Below are 19,328 nucleotides of genomic sequence, written 5' to 3' on the forward strand. Positions count from 1 at the left end.
GTCACCATGGCAACTGAGTATGACGTAGTCATTCTGGGCGGCGGTACCGGCGGTTATGTTGCGGCCATCAGAGCCGCTCAGCTCGGCTTAAAAACAGCCGTTGTGGAAAAGGAAAAACTCGGAGGAACATGTCTGCATAAAGGCTGTATCCCGAGTAAAGCGCTGCTTAGAAGCGCAGAGGTATACCGGACAGCTCGTGAAGCCGATCAATTCGGGGTGGAAACGGCTGGCGTGTCCCTCAACTTTGAAAAAGTGCAGCAGCGTAAGCAAGCCGTTGTTGATAAGCTTGCAGCGGGTGTAAATCATTTAATGAAAAAAGGAAAAATTGACGTGTACACCGGATATGGACGTATCCTTGGACCGTCAATCTTCTCTCCGCTGCCGGGAACAATTTCTGTTGAGCGGGGAAATGGCGAAGAAAATGACATGCTGATCCCGAAACAAGTGATCATTGCAACAGGATCAAGACCGAGAATGCTTCCGGGTCTTGAAGCGGACGGTAAGTCTGTACTGACTTCAGATGAGGCGCTCCAAATGGAGGAGCTGCCACAATCAATCATCATTGTCGGCGGAGGGGTTATCGGTATCGAATGGGCGTCTATGCTTCATGATTTTGGTGTGAAGGTAACGGTTATTGAATACGCGGATCGCATATTGCCGACTGAAGATCTAGAGATTTCAAAAGAAATGGAAAGTCTTCTTAAGAAAAAAGGCATCCAGTTCATAACAGGGGCAAAAGTGCTGCCTGACACAATGACAAAAACATCAGATGATATCAGCATACAAGCGGAAAAAGACGGAGAAACCGTTACCTACTCTGCTGAGAAAATGCTTGTTTCCATCGGCAGACAGGCAAATATCGAAGGCATTGGCCTAGAGAACACCGATATTGTTACTGAAAATGGCATGATTTCAGTCAATGAAAGCTGCCAGACGAAGGAATCTCATATTTATGCAATCGGAGACGTAATCGGTGGCCTGCAGTTAGCTCACGTTGCTTCACATGAGGGAATTATTGCTGTTGAGCATTTTGCAGGTCTCAATCCGCATCCGCTTGATCCGACGCTTGTGCCGAAGTGCATTTACTCAAGCCCTGAAGCTGCCAGTGTCGGCTTAACCGAAGACGAAGCAAAGGCGAACGGGCATAATGTCAAAATCGGCAAGTTCCCATTTATGGCGATTGGAAAAGCGCTTGTATACGGTGAAAGCGACGGTTTTGTCAAAATCGTGGCGGACCGAGATACAGATGATATTCTCGGCGTTCATATGATCGGCCCGCATGTCACCGACATGATTTCTGAAGCGGGTCTTGCCAAAGTGCTGGACGCAACGCCGTGGGAGGTTGGGCAAACGATTCACCCGCATCCAACGCTTTCTGAAGCAATTGGAGAAGCAGCGCTTGCCGCAGATGGCAAAGCCATTCATTTTTAAAAGCATAAAGGAGGGGCTTGAATGAGTACAAACCGACATCAAGCACTAGGGCTGACTGATCAGGAAGCCGTTGATATGTATAGAACCATGCTGTTAGCAAGAAAAATCGATGAAAGAATGTGGCTGTTAAACCGTTCTGGCAAAATTCCATTTGTAATCTCTTGTCAAGGACAGGAAGCAGCACAGGTAGGAGCGGCTTTCGCACTTGACCGTGAAATGGATTATGTATTGCCGTACTACAGAGACATGGGTGTCGTGCTCGCGTTTGGCATGACAGCAAAGGACTTAATGATGTCCGGGTTTGCAAAAGCAGCAGATCCGAACTCAGGAGGCCGCCAGATGCCGGGACATTTCGGACAAAAGAAAAACCGCATTGTGACGGGATCATCTCCGGTTACAACGCAAGTGCCGCACGCAGTCGGTATTGCGCTTGCGGGACGTATGGAGAAAAAGGATATCGCAGCCTTTGTTACATTTGGGGAAGGGTCTTCAAACCAAGGCGATTTCCACGAAGGGGCAAACTTTGCCGCTGTCCATAAGCTGCCGGTTATTTTCATGTGTGAAAACAACAAATACGCAATCTCAGTGCCTTACGATAAGCAAGTCGCATGTGAGAATATTTCCGACCGTGCCGTAGGCTATGGGATGCCTGGCGTAACTGTGAATGGTAATGATCCGCTGGAAGTTTATCAAGCGGTCAAAGAAGCACGCGAAAGGGCACGCAGAGGAGAAGGCCCGACATTAATTGAAACGATTTCTTACCGCCTTACACCACATTCCAGTGATGACGATGACAGCAGCTACAGAGGCCGTGAAGAAGTAGAGGAAGCGAAAAAAAGTGATCCCCTGCTTACTTATCAAGCTTACTTAAAGGAAACAGGCCTGCTGTCCGATGAGATAGAACAAACCATGCTGGATGAAATTATGGCAATCGTAAATGAAGCGACGGATGAAGCGGAGAACGCCCCATATGCAGCTCCTGAGTCAGCGCTTGATTATGTGTATGCGAAGTAGGGAGGAAGAACAAATGTCAGTAATGTCATATATTGATGCAATCAATTTGGCGATGAAAGAAGAAATGGAACGAGATTCTCGCGTTTTCGTCCTTGGGGAAGATGTAGGAAGAAAAGGCGGTGTGTTTAAAGCGACAGCCGGACTCTATGAACAATTTGGGGAAGAGCGCGTTATGGATACGCCGCTTGCTGAATCTGCGATCGCAGGAGTCGGTATCGGAGCGGCAATGTACGGAATGAGACCGATTGCTGAGATGCAGTTTGCTGATTTCATTATGCCGGCAGTCAACCAAATTATTTCTGAAGCGGCTAAAATCCGCTACCGCAGCAACAATGACTGGAGCTGTCCGATTGTCGTCAGAGCGCCATACGGCGGAGGCGTGCACGGGGCCCTGTATCATTCTCAATCAGTCGAAGCAATTTTCGCCAACCAGCCCGGACTGAAAATTGTCATGCCGTCAACACCATATGACGCGAAAGGGCTCTTAAAAGCCGCAGTTCGTGATGAAGACCCAGTGCTGTTTTTTGAGCACAAGCGGGCATACCGTCTGATAAAGGGAGAGGTTCCGGCTGATGATTATGTCCTGCCAATTGGCAAGGCTGACGTAAAACGGGAAGGCGACGACATCACAGTGATCACATACGGTCTGTGTGTCCACTTCGCCTTACAAGCTGCAGAACGTCTCGAAAAAGATGGCATTTCAGCGCATGTGGTGGATTTAAGAACAGTTTACCCGCTTGATAAAGTAGCCATCATCGAAGCTGCGTCCAAAACTGGAAAGGTTCTTTTGGTCACAGAAGATACAAAAGAAGGCAGCATCATGAGCGAAGTAGCCGCAATTATATCCGAGCATTGTCTGTTCGACTTAGACGCGCCGATCAAACGGCTTGCAGGTCCTGATATTCCGGCTATGCCTTATGCGCCGACAATGGAAAAATACTTTATGGTCAACCCTGATAAAGTGGAAGCGGCGATGAGAGAATTAGCGGAGTTTTAAAGACGTAAGGGAGGATACAATCATGGCAATTGAACAAATGACGATGCCGCAGCTTGGAGAAAGCGTAACAGAGGGGACGATCAGCAAATGGCTTGTCGCCCCCGGTGATAAAGTGAACAAATACGATCCGATCGCGGAAGTCATGACAGATAAGGTAAATGCAGAGGTTCCGTCTTCTTTTACTGGTACGATAACAGAGCTTGTGGGAGAAGAAGGCCAAACCCTGCAAGTCGGAGAAGTGATTTGCAAAATTGAAACAGAAGGCGCGAATCCGGCTGAACAAAAACAAGAACAGCCAGCTGCTTCAACAGCCGCTGAGACGCCTGCTGCAAAAAGTGCCGAAGCAGCTGATCAGCCCAATAAAAAGCGCTACTCGCCAGCTGTACTCCGTTTGGCCGGAGAGCACAGCATTGATCTTGAACAAGTAACAGGAACAGGTGCCGGCGGCCGCATTACGCGAAAAGATATTCAGCGCTTAATTGAAACAGGCGGCGTGCAAGAACAGAATCCTGAGGAGCCGAAAACAGCAGCTCCTGCACCGAAGTCTGCATCAAAACCTGAGCCAAAAGAAGAGACGGCATATCCTGCGTCTGCAGCCGGTGATAAAGAAATTCCTGTCACAGGTGTAAGAAAAGCAATTGCTTCCAATATGAAGCGCAGCAAAACAGAAATTCCGCATGCTTGGACGATGATGGAAGTCGACGTCACAAATATGGTTGCATATCGCAACAGTATAAAAGATTCCTTTAAGAAGACAGAAGGCTTTAATTTAACGTTCTTCGCCTTTTTTGTAAAAGCGGTCGCTCAGGCGTTAAAAGAATTCCCGCAAATGAATAGCATGTGGGCGGGCGACAAAATTATTCAGAAAAAGGATATCAATATTTCAATTGCAGTTGCCACAGAGGATTCTTTATTTGTTCCGGTGATTAAAAACGCTGATGAAAAAACAATTAAAGGCATTGCGAAAGAAATTACCGGTCTTGCCAAAAAAGTAAGAGACGGAAAACTCACTGCAGATGACATGCAGGGAGGCACGTTTACCGTCAACAACACAGGTTCGTTCGGCTCTGTTCAGTCAATGGGCATTATCAACTACCCTCAGGCTGCGATTCTTCAAGTAGAATCCATCGTCAAACGCCCGGTTGTCATGGACAATGGCATGATTGCTGTCAGAGACATGGTTAATCTGTGTCTGTCCTTAGATCACAGAGTGCTTGACGGTCTCGTGTGCGGACGATTCCTCGGACGAGTGAAACAAATTTTAGAATCGATTGACGAGAAGACATCTGTTTACTAAATAAGAAAAAAGAGCATTTTTTGAAGTTTTGTTTCAAAAAATGCTCTTTTTCTATTATTCAGCGATTCGTATTTTCATTTCGACACGATATTCTTCTTGTTTTTTCGGGGAGTAATGAATCGGTATGATTAACTCGTAAACATCACTGACAACTGTTAATTGGCGGTCTGCGATATACTTGATAAGCTTCTGTAAGTTGAGAAAATAATGTTCAGGCGAAAAATTATACGCGATACACGCATACCTCCCTTTAGGGATTGTTGTGATTTCCATATCCGGCGTAATTGATGAAATCTGTTTATTCGTCAATACAGGCGTGAAAATATGACGGTAAGTCATTTCATCAATGCTGGTGTAGGGCTGAAAAGAGAAAGTAGCGCCGTAGCTATTGTTCGTAAATCCATCTGCTGACTCGATAAATTTTTTTAATTTGCTGTAGGAGGCATTGAGCACGTTTTCAGGCCCGATTCCTTCTGCCTCTGTCTGAATGATCCGTATTTCTTCTTCATCTAAAACAAACACCTCACCGAGCGCGGGATATTCCATCTGCCGTTTCATCCGCTTTTTCACCAATGAAATGGTTTGCTCCAGTGCTGATAAAAAGTCTAATTTCTCCCTGATTTGCCTCTCCTGCTCTGTATAAAAAGCAAACAGTTCTTCCATCTCTAAGTCCTGTGCTTTTTTCATCTCCTCTAAAGGTGTGCCGATATATTTCAATGATTTGATCAAATCCAGATGAATGAGCTGAGAATCTGTATAATAGCGGTAGCTGGTATCCGGGTCGACGTAGGCGGGTTTAAATAAATCAATTTTATCGTAATAACGGAGCGCTTTTATCGACACGTTTGCCAGTTTTGATACTTCCCCAATTGAGTAATACGATTCCTTCATGCCATCACTCCTTCTGTCATCAGTATAAAGAAGAAGCGCATTCTTTGCAGTACACAAAGAATGCGCTTCTTATCACGTGCTGGCTTTAAGATGTGCAGGCGCTTTCCAAGCAATGGTCAGTGCAATCCCTATGGCTAAGGTGACCGTTGCAAAGTAGAAAGGATAGTTTACATCAATATCGAACAGCATTCCGCCGATAATAGGCCCGAATACATTGCCGATACTTGTAAACATTGAATTCATACCGCCGGCAAACCCCTGTTCATTTCCCGCAATCTTTGACAGGTAAGTCGTTACCGCAGGCCGCATGAGATCAAATCCGACAAATACGGTGACTGTAACCAGCAGAATCGCAACATATGAATGTACTGTTGTCAGCAAGAATACCAGACTCGTCGAGAGAATTAAGCTGTACCGAATTAAATGGATTTCGCCAAACCATCTTGTGAAGCGGTCGAATAAGACGACTTGCGTAATGGCGCCAACAATCGCTCCTCCTGTAATCATAATGGCAATGTCGCTGGCCGTAAATCCGAATTTATGATCCACGAATAATGCAAATAAAGATTCAAATGATGCTAAACCAAAAGACGAAATCAAGATAATGAGAAAAGCTATGAAATACATGGGGGCAAAAATCCGTTTAAAGCCTGTCTTCTGCCCTTTTATTTCCTGATTTTCAGGGTTTCGTTCCGGCTCGCGCAGCGTGAGGATTGATAAAATGGCTGCTAACAGTGCAAAAGCTGCCGCAAAGAAAAAAGGCAGCCGGGAATGGACTTCTGCTAAAAATCCCCCGATGCCGGGGCCGATAATAAATCCTGTTGAAATAGCGGCTGACATATAACCGAGTGCTTTTGGCCTCGTTTTAATGGTCGTGATATCTGCAATAAAAGCCGTGACCCCGGGCATAATGAAGGCTGCGCTGATACCGCCCAGCATACGGGAGATAAATAACATCTCAACTGTTTTTCCAATGCCGAATAAAAACTCCGACACACTAAAGAACAATAGGCCGATCACGATCATGATCTTGCGTCCGAAGCGATCAACCCATCGTCCGGCTATTGGTGAGACAATGAGCTGTGTAATAGCGAAGCAGGCAACCATATAGCCGACCGCAGTCCCTGATAAATGCAATTCATTCATAATGGTCGGCGTTACTGGAATCACAAGCCCGATCCCCAAAAAAGCAATAAATAAATTGGTTAATAATATCGTTAAGGTAATATTTTTCTTCTCCATATGACTTCCCCTTTTTCAAGTGTGTATCCCTTATACTGTAAGACCTCCTCCTAGGGGAGAGTCAACGGATTTGCAAAATCTTTCTAAAGCCTTATGACAGTTATTCATTTGCGGGAACAAGCATGTCGATATGCTGCGGCAGGACCTGAATGACTGCGGGTGTATGTGTATAAACTTCTCCATCCATATCCGCCTTTTTGGCAGTGTCTGTTTCAATCTCGATACGGGAGGCCTGGACATAGGACAACTCTCCGGTAAAACGATCAATTGAGCCTTGTTCCATGCTCATCAGCTCCCGCAACGCGGTGAGGTTGGTGTTGCGGCATATGAGAACATCAAGTAAGCCGTCTTCAATACTGGCATCGGGGAGAGGAATTCGATTCGTTCCAATATATTGACCATTCATCACAAGCAGCATAACGGCTTCTTCTTTAATTTCTTCTCCATCAATTTTTAATGTCATCGGAAACGATGCAGCGGATGAGACGGTTCGCAAGGCACTTGTAAAATAGCTGATTTTTCCCAATAATGCTTTTTCCGTTTCGTTGATTTGATTCGACGTTTCTGCAATTAAGCCGATCCCCCAGAAATTCAAAAAATAACGGTCATTCATCTGACATACGTCTACGCTGGTTTTTTTTCCTGACATAAGTGCTTCCGCTGCCTTTGCAAGATTTTGAGGGATGCCAAGCACTCTTGAAAAGTCATTGCACGTGCCTCCGGGCAAAATTCCGACCGCGGGTTTTCTTTCTAGAGCGCTGATAGCATTTATGCATTGATGGATCGTGCCGTCGCCGCCGAGAATGAAGACGGTGTCGACAGAATCATCAATGGATCGGCAAAAATGATACGCATCATCCTTTTTCTTTGTCTGTTTAATAATCACCTCATCTAAATGGTGAGATAAAACCGGCACGACAGCACCAAGTGCTTTTTCTATATTTTTGTTGCCGGCATTTCCGTTATGAATCAGTAACGCTTTCCGGTGGCTCATATACAACTGCTCCTTTATTTTACTTCTGGTTATATAATCCCCTTTTTCTGTAAGCAGTAAACGAAGAGCAAAAAAAGTGCACGGCGAAGCAAAGTCATTTGCCGATATGGACGTTTCCTTGCTATCATAAGAACAGATGATGAAAAAGGAGAGGTCTTCATTGAATATGGACTTTAATTTATTTATGAATGATATTGTCCGCCAAGCGAGACAAGAAATAACAGCTGCCGGATACACTGAGCTGAAAACAGCTGAAGAGGTGGATGAGGCACTTACGAAAAAAGGAACGACGCTTGTCATGGTAAACTCTGTTTGCGGATGCGCCGGAGGAATTGCAAGACCGGCAGCCTACCATTCCGTTCACTATGATAAAAGACCTGATCAGCTCGTCACCGTTTTTGCCGGACAGGATAAAGAAGCGACAGCGCGTGCGCGTGACTATTTTGAAGGTTATCCGCCATCTTCTCCGTCCTTTGCGATTTTGAAAGACGGAAAGATCATGAAAATGGTAGAGCGTCATGAAATTGAAGGCCATGAGCCGATGGCCGTAGTGGCAAAGCTGCAGGAAGCCTTTGAAGAATATTGTGAAGAAGTATAAGACGAACAACCCGGATGCTCAAAGCGGCCCGGGTTTTTTTGTGCATAAATTTCCAAGAGTATATGAATAAATATTAAGGGATTATTCAATCGGATTGTACAGTGATTTTATTTTTATCTAGTAATATCAAAAAGAGATCACTGGAAAGATAAGCTTGAAGATAATTTTTAAAAATAGTATTGCATAAAAATAAGAAACTGTTTAAAATACAAATTAACGAATAAATATTCAAATACACCAAAAGTAATGAATACGGGGGAAATGGATCATGAAAAAATGGCTCTTATTACTTGTAGCTGCTTGCATCACCTTTGCATTAACTGCGTGCGGCTCAAGCAATTCAGGTTCAGAAAGCGGAAAGAAAAAATTAATTATGGGTACTTCGGCGGATTACAAACCGTTTGAATATAAAGAAGGAGATAATATTGTCGGCTTTGATGTAGAGCTGGCAAAAGCTCTGGCAAAGAAGGCAGGCTATGAAATTGAAGTGCAGGATATGGACTTCAACAGCTTAATTACAGCGCTTAAATCAAAACAGGTGGATCTCGTTCTGTCAGGAATGACACCAACGCCTGAGCGTAAAAAACAAGTTGATTTTTCAGATGTGTATTACACAGCGAACCATATGATTGTCAGCAAAAAAGACAGCGGCATTCAATCTTTGAAAGACCTGAAAGGAAAAACAGTTGGCGTTCAGCTTGGCTCTATTCAGGAAGAGAAGGGGAAAGAGCTTTCTCCGGAATATGGTTTTAAAACAGAAGACCGCAACAGAATTTCTGATTTGGTGCAGGAAATCAAATCTGACCGCTTCGATGCCGCGATTATTGAAGACATTGTTGCAGAAGGGTATTTCAAATCAAATGATGACCTGCAAGGCTTTGTGATTCCTGATGCGAAAGCGGAAGAAGCCGGTTCAGCAATTGCTTTCAGAAAGGACAGTGAACTGACAGACAAATTCAATAAAGCGCTCAAGGAAATGGAAGATAACGGAGAGCTTGAGAAATTGAAGAAAAAATGGTTCACTGGCGAGAAGTAAAAAAAGCGGCTCAACTTTTTCGTTGAGCCTTTTTATTGAATAGGAAACTTTTTTCCTGTAAGAAAAGGAGACAAAGGCTATGAATTTGGATTTTTCAGCAACGATCCCCCAAATTCCTTTTATATTAGAAGGCTTGGCAATTACATTAAAAATTGTTGTTGTATCTGCTATTATCGGACTTATACTCGGTATTGTGCTAAGCTTATGCAAGATCAGCACATTCCGCCCGTTTATCTGGATCGCTGATTTTTATACATCAGTGTTCCGAGGCACGCCTTTAGTGCTGCAGCTTATGATTGTCTATTTTGGCCTTCCTCAGCTGCTCGGATTTCAAATTGACCAGTTTTGGGCTGCGGTTGTCGCATTGTCTTTGAATTCCGCCGCTTATGTATCGGAAATTATCAGAGCCGGAATCAATGCCATTGATAAAGGGCAAAAAGAAGCTGCTGTTGCACTCGGTGTCCCGTATGGAAAAATGATGAAGGATCTGCTGCTGCCGCAGGCCTTCAAAAATATATCACCTGCAATTGTGAATGAATTAATTACGTTAACAAAAGAATCGGCGATCGTTACCGTCATCGGGCTTGGTGATGTCATGAGACGCGCATATCAAGCTGGCGCCGCCACTTACAATTACCTTGAGCCGCTCATTATCGCGGGATTGATTTATTATGTGCTTGTCCTGATTTTAACGTTTATCGGCAAGGCTGTAGAAAGGAAGCTGAAATCCAATGATTAAGGTTGAAAAGCTGTCAAAATCATTTGGGAAACACGAAGTATTAAAAAACATTTCAACAACAATCGCTGAGGGTGAGGTTGTTGCCGTGATCGGTCCTTCAGGCTCAGGCAAATCAACGTTCTTACGCTGTTTAAACCTGTTGGAAAAGCCTAACGGCGGAACCATTACAATAAAAGACACAGAGATTACGAAGCCAAAAACCAACACATTAAAGGTCCGGGAAAACATCGGGATGGTTTTTCAGCATTTTCATCTCTTTCCGCACAAAACGGTTCTCGAAAACATCATGTACGCGCCTGTCAATGTAAAAAAAGAATCAAAACAGGCTGCACAGGAGAAAGCTGAGGACCTGCTCCGCAAAGTCGGTTTGTTTGAAAAGCGAAATGACTATCCAAACCGTTTGTCTGGCGGACAAAAACAGCGTGTCGCGATTGCCAGGGCTCTTGCGATGAATCCGGACATCATGCTGTTTGACGAGCCGACCTCCGCCCTTGATCCAGAGATGGTCAAAGAAGTGCTACAGGTGATGAAAGAGCTGGTCGAAACCGGCATGACCATGGTGATTGTCACACATGAAATGGGCTTCGCAAAAGAAGTGGCAGACCGTGTGCTGTTTATGGACCAAGGAATGATTGTCGAAGACGGCAATCCGAAGGAATTTTTTATGTCGCCAAAATCCAAAAGAGCGCAGGACTTTTTAGAGAAAATATTATAGAATATAAAAAAGAAGAAGGCTGGCCGCCTCTTCTTTTTTATTGAAGAAACAAATAGAAATGGAGTCCGACATGTTTAAAATTGGTTACCGCACAATAAAGACCGCGCTTGGAACAGCTTTGGCTATTTATATAAGCCAGTTATTGCATTTGCAAAACTTCGCATCAGCAGGAATCATCACCATTTTGTGTATACAAATCACACAAAAACGGTCGCTTCAGGCCTCATGGGCCCGCTTTGCGGCATGCTGTCTGGCAATTGCTTTTTCTTATCTCTTTTTCGAGCTTATTGGCTACCACCCGTTTGTGATCGGAGCGCTTCTTTTGATATTCATTCCGATAACGGTTCTGTTAAAAATTAACGAGGGTATCGTCACCAGTTCTGTTATTATCCTTCATTTATACATGTCCGGCGGCATTACGCCTACTTTCATCTGGAATGAAGTTCAGCTTATTACGGTCGGCATCGGCGTCGCTCTATTGATGAACTTGTATATGCCGAGTCTTGATCGGAAGCTGATTGCTTACCGTAAAAAGATAGAGGATAACTTTGCTGTCATTTTTGCAGAAATCGAACGGTATTTGTTAACTGGTGAGCAAGATTGGTCAGGAAAAGAAATTCCGGAAACGCACCAGCTTATTACGGAGGCTAAAAACCTGGCATATCGAGATGTGCAAAACCACATTTTACGTTACGAAAATCTGCATTATCATTATTTTAAAATGAGAGAAAAGCAATTTGAAATTATTGAACGCCTTCTCCCTAAAGTGACATCGATCTCCATCACGGTAGATCAGGGAAAAATGATCGCTGAATTTATTCATGATTTGCGGGAGGCGATACACCCTGGGAATACAGCGTATAAATTTCTGAAAAGACTTGCTGACATGAGAAAAGAATTTGAGGAGATGCCGCTTCCTGCGACTAGAGAGGAATTTGAAGCGAGGGCTGCTCTCTTCCATCTTCTCGGTGAAATGGAACAATATTTAGTGATTAAAAGTTATTTTAAAGGAATAAAAGCGCAAAAATCACTCGGATGATTCGCATGAGCTCTTCCTTCATTGGTCAACCTAATGAAAAAGGAGGAGCTTATGCGTTTTTTCTTATGTTCGATTTTTATGATGATTTCACCGATTTGGCCGCTCGGCGAAAATCCGCTGCCGGGTGATCCGTATATTATTGTCAACAAGCGAACAAATGAACTTGCTGTTATCCTCGACAACAAAGTAGAAGGCGTGTATAGTGTGGCGACTGGAAAAACAGATGATTTGACGCCTGAAGGAGAGTTTTCGGTAACGGTAAAAGCTGAAAATCCTTACTACAGAAAGAAAAATATTGAAGGGGGATCTCCTGACAACCCGCTTGGGGCCAGATGGGTCGGATTTGACGCGAAAGGAACGGACGGGCGGATTTATGGAATTCATGGGACAAACCGAGAGGAATCAGTAGGAAAATTTGTGTCTAACGGCTGCATACGTATGCATAACGATGAGGTCGTTCATTTGTTTCAAACGATACCAGTAGGAACGAGAGTGCTGATCACGGACGACAACCGCTCTTTTGAGGAGATTGCCATCGAGCATAAAGCTCTGATAAAAAAGCAGGATATTCCCATTGAATAAGGCGCCTGCTTTTTTATCGTTATAAAAACATGACGATTCCTGAGAGTACAGTTGAAAGAATAAAAACTCCCAAAATCACGATCAAAACGCTTTTCATCAGTTTTTGAGACATGATTTTCACTCCTTAAACAATCTGTCTATATTTTAGCGTGTTTTGAATGGGTGGACAAGCGATATCTATTAGCGAAAGCAGGGATGCAAATGAACAGGCTTGACCATATCGGGATAGCCGTTTTTTCGATAAAAGATGCTAGAAGCTTTTATGAAAATGTATTGGGGCTTGCATTTCTTCATCAAGAAACGGTTAAAGAGCAAAAGGTGAATGTTGCTTTTTTTCAAGCTGGTAGCGTCAAACTTGAGCTGATAGAGCCGTTGACAGCTGACAGCCCCGTCCGTTTATTTTTGGAGAAGAAAGGGCAGGGACTGCATCATATTGCGTTTTTGTGCAACGGCCTATCTGAACAGCTTCAAGCATTGTCTGACCGGCATGTTCAATTGATTGACAGGTTTCCAAGACAGGGGGCGAACGGGAAAAAGATCGCGTTTATTTCCCCTCGGGAAACAAACGGTGTTCTTGTAGAGCTTTGTGAACCGAAAGGAGACCAACACAATGAGCATGAATGAGCACATGGATCATTTATACACGAAACGCAAGCAGGCAGAAGAAGGCGGAGGACGGGAAAAGCTGGCTCAGCAGCGGCAAAAGGGCAAGCTCACTGCTCGGGAAAGGATCATATTTCTTCTAGATCAGGACAGCTTTATCGAATTACACCCCTTCATGGAAAGTCAAGTGTTAACAAGAGAACAGCGCATGTTAGGGGATGGGGTCGTGACAGGGTACGGCACAATTGACGGCCGCTCAGTTTATGTATTTGCGCAAGACTTCACAGTGTACGGAGGGGCGCTTGGCGAAACCCATGCCAGGAAAATCTGCGCTTTGATGGATCTGGCAGCAAAAAATAAGGCGCCGATTATCGGGCTGAATGACTCAGGTGGTGCGAGAATTCAAGAGGGTGTGGTATCATTAGATGGATACGGTCACATATTTTACCGAAACGTCTTATATTCCGGAGTCATTCCGCAAATATCGGTTATTTTAGGGCCGTGCGCTGGAGGCGCTGTATATTCTCCGGCACTCACAGATTTTATATTTATGGCTGAACAGACCGGCCGGATGTTTATTACCGGCCCGAAGGTGATTGAAAAAGTGACAGGGGAACAGGTTGATGCGGAGAGCTTAGGCGGAGCGGGGATACATAATGCCGTCAGCGGAAACGCCCACTTTTCCGGGCATACGGAGAAGGAGGTTCTGACAGGGGTGAGAAAACTGCTGTCTTATTTGCCGCTGAATGGCCGGACAACAGAGCCGAAGCCAGAGAAAGAGGCGTCCAGACCGTTATTAAACCGTCTAGTGCCTGCTGACACGACAAAGCCGTATGATGTTCGGACGGTGATTAAGGAGATGGCCGACCCGCAGTCTTTTTTTGAGATTCAGCCATTTTTTGCGAAGAACATTGTCATTGGGTTTGCAAGGCTGGGTGAAAAAGCAATCGGCATCGTGGCGAGCCAGCCGAAGCATCTGGCGGGAAGCCTGACGATTGACGCTGCTGATAAAGCAGCAAGGTTCATCCGTTTTTGTGACGCATTTGATATCCCGCTATTGACTGTCGAAGATGTCCCGGGGTTTCTGCCGGGTATTCAGCAAGAGCACAATGGAATCATCAGGCATGGAGCAAAATTATTGTTTGCTTATGCTGAAGCGACTGTCCCAAAAGTCACACTCATCATTAGAAAAGCGTACGGCGGCGCCTATGTGGCCATGAACAGCAAAGCGATCGGAGCGGACCTTGTGTTTGCATGGCCGAATGCTGAAATCGCAGTGATGGGTCCAGAAGGTGCGGCATCGATTTTGTATGAAAAGGAAATCAAAGCTTCAGCTGACCCGCAAAAGACGAAACGCGAAAAAACAGCTGAATACAAAAAGCAAAACGCCGGCCCATACAAAGCGGCCGCTTGTGGAATGGTCGATGACATCATTTTGCCGGAAGAATCAAGGGGAAAACTGATTCAAGCTTTTCATATGCTTGCACATAAGACAGAAGAGAGACCGAAAAAAAAGCACGGTAACATACCGCTTTAATATGGAGGGACTTACAAATGGTGAATGAAAAACGCCTGCTGGAAGAATTTTTAGAGCTTGTCCAAATTGACTCAGAAACAAAGCACGAAGCTGAAATCTGCAAAGTGCTGAAACGAAAATTTTCTGATTTAGGTGTGGACGTTAAAGAAGACGATACAATGGATATCACGGGCCACGAAGCCGGTAACCTGATTTGCACGCTAAAAGGGACAAAACAAACAGATACGATCTATTTTACATCTCATATGGACACAGTTGTACCCGGAAACGGCGTAAAACCAGTTGTAGAGAACGGTTACGTCAAAACTGACGGCACGACGATTTTAGGCGCTGATGATAAAGCGGGATTGGCTGCAATGTTTGAGGCGATTAAGGTGTTGAAAGAAGAAAACATTGAACACGGCACGATTGAATTCATCATCACAGTAGGGGAAGAATCGGGTCTGATCGGAGCGAAGGCTCTTGACCGTTCTATGATCACTGCATCCTACGGCTATGCTCTTGATTCAGACGGAAAAGTCGGAAATATCATTGTGGCCGCGCCGACACAGGCGAAGGTAAGAGCGGCAATTTTCGGGAAAACCGCGCACGCCGGGGTTGAACCTGAAAAAGGCATTTCAGCGATTACAATCGCTAGCAAAGCCATTTCAAAAATGCCATTGGGCCGTATCGATGAAGAAACAACAGCTAATATCGGCCGGTTTGAAGGCGGCACACAAACAAACATTGTGTGCGACGAAGTTCATATTCTTGCTGAAGCGCGCTCTTTAGTTCCTGAGAAAATGGAAGCTCAGGTTCAAAAAATGAAAGCTGCTTTTGAAGAGGCAGCTGCTGATATGGGCGGACGCGCAGAAGTCGAAATTGAGGTTATGTATCCGGGCTTTAAATATCAAGACGGCGACCAAGTTGTTGAAATCGCGAAAAAAGCGGCTGCTAAAATCGGACGTCCAAGCGAGCTGCAAACGAGCGGCGGCGGAAGCGACGCGAACGTAATCGCTGGTCATGGCATCCCGACGGTCAATCTTGCTGTCGGTTATGAGCAAATCCATACAAAAAATGAAAAAATGCCGATCGAAGAGCTCGTTAAAACGGCAGAAATGGTTGTTGCCATTATTGAAGAGGCGGCAAAATAAAAAAAGAAAACCCGAGTGCGATTTCCCGCATCGGGTTTTTTAGCTCCATTTCCTAAGCGGCCAAAATAACACATCCTGTTTTTTAGCGTAATGAAGCAAGGGGTCTGACTCTGGCAATGTAATGCCGTGAGCATCAGTCACCGTATTGACTGAAATTTCCGCTTCGGCGTTTTGCAGCAGCCATGGATGATGATGGATGTCTTCGTAATAGAGTTTGCTTTGATTGGTAGTATAGAGTCTATACCGTTCTGTCAGCCAGTAATCGAGCGAATCCTTTTCTGCTGTAAAAGGCGCTGAAATGGGCCGATATGCGGCGTGGAATGCTGCTTCTTTGTCATCTTTCCGCTTGCTGACATAGTCAATGGCATCACCGTTTTTTTCGGCTTTCATATCCGCGTAAAAATAAGGCAGATGAAAGAATGTGCGTGCGCCAAGGACCGCCAGACGATGATCGGCATCTAAGCTAAAAAAATAAATGCCGGGCTTACCTTTATACGTGACATAGGTGCGGAGGTTAAGCTCAGGAAATGCACGCGCACCGGGAATGGCAGGAAGATAACGCGCCCTCAGGTTCGTGAGCATAAAGGGAAGCATGCTGATCCAAGCTTGCCCGTTATATGTATCTAATTCTAAAACGGACGGTACCAAAGCGCGAAGGATAGAAACATCAACAGGCCAGTGAGCAAATAAGACATCATTCCAGGTTTGTCTCATGATCCAGATTCCTTCAGGTACAGAAATGTTTTTTTGCTGAAAGTGTTCCGTCAACGTATATGCTCCTTTCGTTTGGAGATGAGTAAAGGTATTCCCTATTTCCTTCTTTTTAAACGATACGGCTATTTTTTGGATGGCCATTTCTGCTTCAGCCATGATAAACAAGACTGTTTGGCGCGGTATGCTTTGCAAGTAACAAAAAACAACCCCGGCTTTTCGCACGGGGTTGCTTTTTTATTTCACCGACTCAGTAAGAGCGGCTGTTTTTTTACTTTTATGATGCGTCATCTGAAGGACGATGTTTTGCACTGTTAAAAACAGTCCGCTTGTAAACCAGTACAGCGGAAGGGCTGCCGGAACATTAAGCGAGAAAATCGTCATCATCACAGGGAAGATGAACACCATCAATTTTGCGGATTGCTGTGCCGCTGGGTTTTGCGGGACAGCGGAATATTTCGCGCTCAGTTTTTGAGCGATATAGGCCTGGATAAAGTACATTGCTCCCGCACTAAGAGACACGAGAATATCTGATTGTCCTAAACTGAACCATAAAAACGAGTGTGACGCAATTTCAGGTGTAGAGCGAATCGCGTAATAAAACCCAATCACAATAGGAAACTGAATCAGCATTGGGAGGCATCCCATAGCAAGCGGATTGATGTTGTTCTCTTGATACAGCTTCATCATTTCCATTTGCAGTTCTTTTTGTTTTTCAGGGTCCTTCGTTTTTTTCAATTTGGCCTGAATGCTGTCAACCTGAGGTTTAATAACGGCCATTTTCTCTTGGAACACGCGCTGTTTTTTGAACTGATTAACAAACAAAGGCAGTACAACCATACGCACAATAATGGTTACGAGGATAATAGAGAGTCCGTATTCTCCGTGAAACAGCCCGGCAACACCCTTAAGCAGAGCGGAAAACGGTTCAATTAAATAATCGTGGAAAAACCCTACGTTGCTGAGGCCTCCCACCTGATTAGTCGCTGCAAATGCAGCATTACCCGAGCATAATACGATCAAAAAGATACCCATAGCCAAAAGTTTTTGATATGTTTTTAACAATTTTGTTCTCCTCCTTTTTATAAATGCGGTTTATAAAAGAAGAGAACCGGCGTCTTCCTCATCGTTCACAGGCGAATTCATGCGGAAGACTTTACGTATCCAAGTTGTAATGCGATGATATATAATAATAAGAAAGTCTGTTCGGTTAATGTGAAAGACCGTCTGATGTTCATCTGTTCGTTTTGATTTCCATTGCTCGCCCGCACGGCACTCCCGTAAGAGGAATGCAATCCCGATTGCCGTTAGAGCAGGAAGAATAATTGTGAAAAAATCGACTAAGAATAAAACGTCATTTATCGATTCCACAAACATTGTCATCACATCCATTCAATAGCTTCATTTTACTATATGTACAAGCTGTTGTCTAATGACCGAAAAGGAGATTTGTTTATGCCGGGAAAGAGCCGAATTATTTTCCATATTGATATGAATAGCTTTTATGCGTCGGTTGAAATGGCATATGATCCGGCTCTCCGGGGAAAGCCGGTCGCAGTTGCCGGAAACGTAAAGGAGCGAAAGGGCATTGTGGTGACATGCAGCTACGAAGCAAGAGCGCGCGGCGTCAAAACAACGATGCCGGTTTGGCAAGCGAAGCGCCATTGTCCTGAGCTCATCGTTCTTCCGCCGAACTTTGACCGCTATAGAAACTCTTCACGAGCGATGTTTACCATTCTTCGTGAATATACTGACCTAGTGGAGCCTGTCTCCATCGACGAAGGCTATATGGACATGACCGATACACCATACAGCAGCCGCGCTCTAGAGACGGCAAAAGAAATCCAAAGCAGATTGCAAAAAGAGCTGCTGCTTCCGTCAAGCATAGGAATCGCGCCGAATAAATTTCTCGCTAAGATGGCGTCTGATATGAAAAAACCGCTTGGAATTACGATTTTAAGAAAGAGGCAAGTGCCTGATATCCTGTGGCCGCTTCCTGTTGGAGAGATGCACGGAGTCGGCAAAAAGACAGCGGAAAAACTGAAGGGACTCGGCATCCATACAATCGGAGAGCTAGCTGCAGCTGATGAACACTCGCTGAAGCGCCTGCTTGGCATCAACGGTCCGCGCCTTAAAAATAAAGCAAATGGCATTCACCATGCGCCGGTTGACCCGGAGCGCATTTACGAATTTAAAAGCGTCGGCAACTCATCGACACTTTCCCATGATTCCAGTGATGAAGAAGAGCTGTTAGGCGTTTTTAGAAAGCTTGCCGCTTCTGTGAGTGACCGTTTACAGCGCAAGGAAGTCATGGCTTCGAAGCTTTTTATTATGATTAGATATGCGGATTGGAAAACCATCACAAGAAGCACTACGCTGAGAAACCCGATTGATCAAAAAAATGACATTTTGAAAGAAGCAGAGCACCTCTTTTTTAAACACTGGAATAAAAATCCTGTCAGACTGCTTGGCATTACCGGAACCGATTTGGTAGAAAAAGAGCAGGCCTATAAGCAGCTCGATTTGTTCAGCTTTAATGAGGATGCGAAGGATGAGCCCATTCAGCAGATGATGGAAAAGCTGAATAAAAAGTACGGTACCAAACTGATCAGAAAAGGGGCAACGTTAAAAAAAGAGGAGAGCAAAACAAAGGGAACAAGCTTTAATAAAGATTTTTTTCAAGATGAAAAGAAAAGCTGAATCGCTTGAAAAAAAGGGTGAATGTATGGTAATTTCTTTATTATAAATATCATTTTATTTTAATTTAAA

21 protein-coding genes are annotated in these 19,328 nt (G+C 44.5%); 14 read left to right on the top strand and 7 right to left on the bottom strand.

Features of this window, described 5'->3' with window-relative positions; all coding sequences use genetic code 11:
* The first annotated feature begins 6 nt into the window (after window positions 1-6).
* From lpdA to bfmBB, 4 genes are read left to right on the top strand one after another with little or no spacing between them, the layout of a single operon-like run.
* On the top strand, window positions 7-1,431 hold the full coding sequence (gene lpdA / locus NYE22_RS09340; protein ID WP_015384052.1) for a dihydrolipoyl dehydrogenase: 1,425 nt from the start codon (window positions 7-9) through the stop codon (window positions 1,429-1,431).
* A 21-nt stretch (window positions 1,432-1,452) separates the two neighbouring features.
* Window positions 1,453-2,445, top strand: coding sequence for a 3-methyl-2-oxobutanoate dehydrogenase subunit alpha (bfmBAA, locus tag NYE22_RS09345; protein WP_021479991.1), 993 nt, complete (start codon window positions 1,453-1,455; stop codon window positions 2,443-2,445).
* Window positions 2,446-2,458: 13 nt separating this feature from the next.
* Entirely contained in the window at window positions 2,459-3,442 is a 984-nt protein-coding gene (gene bfmBAB, locus NYE22_RS09350; RefSeq protein WP_253136837.1) for a 3-methyl-2-oxobutanoate dehydrogenase subunit beta, read from the top strand.
* Window positions 3,443-3,464: 22 nt separating this feature from the next.
* Window positions 3,465-4,739 (top strand): branched-chain alpha-keto dehydrogenase complex dihydrolipoyllysine-residue (2-methylpropanoyl)transferase, encoded by a 1,275-nt coding sequence (gene bfmBB / locus NYE22_RS09355; RefSeq protein ID WP_032726105.1) that lies wholly within the window; start codon window positions 3,465-3,467, stop codon window positions 4,737-4,739.
* A gap of 54 nt (window positions 4,740-4,793) precedes the next feature.
* On the opposite strand, the gene bmrR is transcribed toward bfmBB, so the two are convergent.
* The 3 genes from bmrR to NYE22_RS09370 form a co-directional block, all read right to left on the bottom strand.
* Window positions 4,794-5,630: a multidrug efflux transcriptional regulator BmrR gene (bmrR, locus tag NYE22_RS09360; protein ID WP_003230325.1), complete on the bottom strand. Its 837-nt coding sequence runs from the start codon at window positions 5,628-5,630 to the stop codon at window positions 4,794-4,796.
* A gap of 72 nt (window positions 5,631-5,702) precedes the next feature.
* A complete protein-coding gene (gene bmr, locus NYE22_RS09365; RefSeq protein WP_003230328.1) occupies window positions 5,703-6,872 on the bottom strand; it encodes a multidrug efflux MFS transporter Bmr in 1,170 nt (389 codons plus the stop codon).
* Between the two features lie 100 nt (window positions 6,873-6,972).
* Window positions 6,973-7,866 (bottom strand): diacylglycerol kinase family lipid kinase, encoded by an 894-nt coding sequence (locus NYE22_RS09370; protein ID WP_015251752.1) that lies wholly within the window; start codon window positions 7,864-7,866, stop codon window positions 6,973-6,975.
* Between the two features lie 160 nt (window positions 7,867-8,026).
* Between NYE22_RS09370 and brxB the strand changes: the two genes are divergently transcribed.
* The 6 genes from brxB (at window position 8,027) to NYE22_RS09400 (ending at window position 12,575) form a co-directional block, all read left to right on the top strand.
* Window positions 8,027-8,464: a bacilliredoxin BrxB gene (brxB, locus tag NYE22_RS09375; RefSeq protein WP_003226477.1), complete on the top strand. Its 438-nt coding sequence runs from the start codon at window positions 8,027-8,029 to the stop codon at window positions 8,462-8,464.
* Window positions 8,465-8,732: 268 nt separating this feature from the next.
* A complete protein-coding gene (artP, locus tag NYE22_RS09380) occupies window positions 8,733-9,500 on the top strand; it encodes an arginine ABC transporter substrate-binding protein ArtP (RefSeq protein WP_004398706.1) in 768 nt (255 codons plus the stop codon).
* A 79-nt stretch (window positions 9,501-9,579) separates the two neighbouring features.
* Entirely contained in the window at window positions 9,580-10,239 is a 660-nt protein-coding gene (artQ, locus tag NYE22_RS09385) for an arginine ABC transporter permease ArtQ (protein WP_003230340.1), read from the top strand.
* Complete coding sequence (gene artR, locus NYE22_RS09390) at window positions 10,232-10,954, top strand: arginine ABC transporter ATP-binding protein ArtR (RefSeq protein WP_004398740.1); 723 nt, start codon at window positions 10,232-10,234, stop codon at window positions 10,952-10,954. The genes artQ and artR overlap by 8 nt, the downstream gene beginning before the upstream one ends.
* Before the next feature lie 70 nt (window positions 10,955-11,024).
* Complete coding sequence (locus NYE22_RS09395) at window positions 11,025-11,993, top strand: aromatic acid exporter family protein (RefSeq protein WP_015251753.1); 969 nt, start codon at window positions 11,025-11,027, stop codon at window positions 11,991-11,993.
* Window positions 11,994-12,044: 51 nt separating this feature from the next.
* Complete coding sequence (locus NYE22_RS09400; RefSeq protein WP_124072970.1) at window positions 12,045-12,575, top strand: L,D-transpeptidase; 531 nt, start codon at window positions 12,045-12,047, stop codon at window positions 12,573-12,575.
* A 19-nt stretch (window positions 12,576-12,594) separates the two neighbouring features.
* On the opposite strand, the gene prli42 is transcribed toward NYE22_RS09400, so the two are convergent.
* On the bottom strand, window positions 12,595-12,687 hold the full coding sequence (gene prli42, locus NYE22_RS09405; RefSeq protein ID WP_003226489.1) for a stressosome-associated protein Prli42: 93 nt from the start codon (window positions 12,685-12,687) through the stop codon (window positions 12,595-12,597).
* Window positions 12,688-12,776: 89 nt separating this feature from the next.
* Between prli42 and mce the strand changes: the two genes are divergently transcribed.
* The 3 genes from mce to NYE22_RS09420 are packed head-to-tail and all read left to right on the top strand — an operon-like array spanning window position 12,777 to window position 15,848.
* Window positions 12,777-13,199 carry a methylmalonyl-CoA epimerase gene (gene mce, locus NYE22_RS09410; protein WP_120028350.1) on the top strand — a complete coding sequence of 141 codons (423 nt, stop codon included), beginning with the start codon at window positions 12,777-12,779 and terminating at the stop codon, window positions 13,197-13,199.
* Window positions 13,192-14,715, top strand: coding sequence for an acyl-CoA carboxylase subunit beta (locus NYE22_RS09415; protein WP_161986829.1), 1,524 nt, complete (start codon window positions 13,192-13,194; stop codon window positions 14,713-14,715). Before mce ends, NYE22_RS09415 begins: the two co-directional genes overlap by 8 nt.
* 17 nt (window positions 14,716-14,732) lie before the next feature.
* Complete coding sequence (locus NYE22_RS09420) at window positions 14,733-15,848, top strand: tripeptidase T (RefSeq protein ID WP_029317945.1); 1,116 nt, start codon at window positions 14,733-14,735, stop codon at window positions 15,846-15,848.
* A 39-nt stretch (window positions 15,849-15,887) separates the two neighbouring features.
* Here the strand turns inward: NYE22_RS09420 and NYE22_RS09425 are convergent, their stop codons facing one another.
* From NYE22_RS09425 to mifM, 3 genes are all read right to left on the bottom strand, one after another.
* Window positions 15,888-16,616 (bottom strand): DUF2071 domain-containing protein, encoded by a 729-nt coding sequence (locus tag NYE22_RS09425; RefSeq protein ID WP_038829761.1) that lies wholly within the window; start codon window positions 16,614-16,616, stop codon window positions 15,888-15,890.
* 180 nt (window positions 16,617-16,796) lie between these two features.
* Window positions 16,797-17,624, bottom strand: coding sequence for a membrane protein insertase YidC (locus NYE22_RS09430; RefSeq protein ID WP_021479981.1), 828 nt, complete (start codon window positions 17,622-17,624; stop codon window positions 16,797-16,799).
* A gap of 30 nt (window positions 17,625-17,654) precedes the next feature.
* Complete coding sequence (gene mifM / locus NYE22_RS09435; protein ID WP_010886563.1) at window positions 17,655-17,942, bottom strand: membrane protein insertion/folding monitor MifM; 288 nt, start codon at window positions 17,940-17,942, stop codon at window positions 17,655-17,657.
* 72 nt (window positions 17,943-18,014) lie between these two features.
* Here mifM and NYE22_RS09440 point away from each other — a divergent pair, with 72 nt between their 5' ends.
* Entirely contained in the window at window positions 18,015-19,259 is a 1,245-nt protein-coding gene (locus NYE22_RS09440; RefSeq protein WP_015251756.1) for a DNA polymerase IV, read from the top strand.
* Window positions 19,260-19,328 lie beyond the last annotated feature (69 nt).

The sequence above is a fragment of the Bacillus sp. FSL K6-1560 genome, from assembly GCF_038592935.1.
Classification (GTDB): Bacteria; Bacillota; Bacilli; order Bacillales; family Bacillaceae; genus Bacillus; species Bacillus subtilis.